The 1,925-nt window shown below is 74.0% G+C and carries 2 protein-coding genes and 1 pseudogene; 2 read left to right on the top strand and 1 reads right to left on the bottom strand.

Going from position 1 to position 1,925, the window contains the following annotated elements; translation table 11 throughout:
• Positions 1 to 210: 210 nt before the first annotated feature.
• Positions 211 to 846 (top strand): class F sortase, encoded by a 636-nt coding sequence (locus LE181_RS14095; protein WP_225661604.1) that lies wholly within the window; start codon positions 211 to 213, stop codon positions 844 to 846.
• Positions 847 to 864: 18 nt separating this feature from the next.
• On the top strand, positions 865 to 1,452 hold the full coding sequence (locus LE181_RS14090; protein ID WP_225661603.1) for a PH domain-containing protein: 588 nt from the start codon (positions 865 to 867) through the stop codon (positions 1,450 to 1,452).
• Between the two features lie 265 nt (positions 1,453 to 1,717).
• Here the strand turns inward: LE181_RS14090 and LE181_RS14085 are convergent.
• A pseudogene (locus LE181_RS14085) lies at positions 1,718 to 1,925 on the bottom strand (phospho-sugar mutase); the annotation flags it as partial.

The raw sequence follows: 1,925 nt of genomic DNA, 5'->3' as shown, positions 1-1,925 counted from the left end.
GGTCACCGTTCCGTTGCGGGCCGGGGGCGGGGCGGGTCGGCAGGGGACGGGCCCTTCTGGGGGCTGGATTATTTACGGCAACCGTCCAGCGTGGACAGTGCTCCGAAAGACGCCGCAAATAACCCTTACGCCCCCTGCCAGGGCCCATCCCCTGCCGCCCCGCCCCGCCCCCTCCGTTCGGTAGCCGGCTTCCCCTGCCAGGAGCCCCCCATGTCCATGTCCTCCCGCCCCCGCCTGGCCGCCGCGGCCGCGCTGCTCGCCGTCGCCCTCGGCGGCGGGCTGCTCGCCTGCGGCAACGGCTCGCACACGGCCAAGGCCGGTGCCCACGTGTCGGCGACCGCCGCGCCCCGGCCCTCCGCCGCCCCCGGGCTGGCCGCCTCCAAGCCCGTCCGCGTCACCATCCCGGCGGCCTCCGTCGACGCCGGCCCCATCCTCGACCTCGGGCTCGCCGACGACGGCACCGTCGAGGTGCCCTCCGTCGAACAGGCCGACCGCATCGGCTGGTACGACAAGGGCGTCACCCCCGGCGAGACCGGCCCCGCCGTCCTCATCGGCCATTACGACACCGCCGAAGGACCGGCCGTCCTCAAGGACGTCGCCAAGGTCAGGACCGGCGACCGCATCACCGTCACCCGCGCCGACGGCTCCACCGCGACCTTCACCGTCCGCGAGCTGCAGCAGGTCGACAAGAAGAACTTCCCCACCCAGAAGGTCTACGGCAACACCGACCGCCCCGAGCTGCGCCTCATCACCTGCGGCGGCGACATCCGCGACGGCCACCGGCCGGACAACATCGTCCTGTACGCCGACCTCACGTCGACCACGGCTGCCACCGCCCGCTCGTAGTCGTGCAGAATCGGCGCCATGACGAGATCCCCTGACGCCCCCGGCCAGGAATACGCCGAGCGGTGCTACCGCTCCTCCGGCGGCATCGGCGGCGGTGTGCTGCTACTGGCGCTCGCCGCGTGGCTCGGAGGCGACGCGATCGTGAGCGGCGAGGGCGACACGCCCTGGCTCGCCCTGGCGGCCCTGCTCTTCGCCGTGCCGCTGATCATCGCGTTCACGCTGCGGCCCGCGGTGTGGGCGGGGGAGGAGCGGCTGCTGGTGCGGAACCCTTTCCGCACGATCACGCTGCCGTGGGCCTGCGTCGAGGCCGTTCGCGCCGGTTACTCCAGCGAGGTGCTCGCCGACGGGGCGAAGTACCAGCTGTGGGCCATCCCGGTGTCCCTGCGCCAGCGCAAGCGGGCGACGCGCCGGCAGGCGTCCGGCTCCCAGGACGGGCCGCTGCGCGCCCCGTCCGACCAGGCCATCGCCGACCTCGGCGAGCTCGCCGAGCGCTGCGCGTCGAACGAGGGCGCCCAGGGCCGGCCCAGCGTGCGCTGGGCGTACGAACTGATGGTGCCGTCCGCCATCGGCCTGGTCCTGCTGGCGGTACTGGCCGCGGTGATCTGACCACAGCCGTCCCCCCCAGCCCGTTGCCCACTCTCCTCAGCTCGGAGGGCGGGTCAGCCCCACCGGCCCGCAGACGCCGAACCGGCGGGAGGGGGCGGGGGCGGGACGGGTCCTGGCAGGGGGCGTAAAGCGTTATTTGCGGCGTCGGAGACGGCTCGCTCTACGGCTGCAGTTGCCGTAAATAATGCAGCCCCCAGAAGGACCCGTCCCGCCCCCGCCCCCGGACCCCCAGCCAGGGGGGCAAGCCGAGGACAGGGGCCAGACGTCAGATGCCCGCAGCCCGGGCCAGGTCCGTCTTGATCGCCGCCAGGACCTCCGCCGCACGCCCCCGCGCATCCGCGAGCGCGGCGGACGCCGCCACCGGCACCACGACCTCCAGGTAGCACTTCAGCTTCGGCTCCGTGCCGCTGGGCCGCACGATCACCCGCGCCCCCGAAACCGCACCCGCCTCGTCGCCCGCCAGGGCGTACCGC

The sequence above is a fragment of the Streptomyces sichuanensis genome, assembly GCF_020328095.1.
GTDB lineage: Bacteria > Actinomycetota > Actinomycetes > Streptomycetales > Streptomycetaceae > Streptomyces > Streptomyces cinnamoneus.
This window is presented reverse-complemented; position numbering and strand designations above follow the sequence as displayed.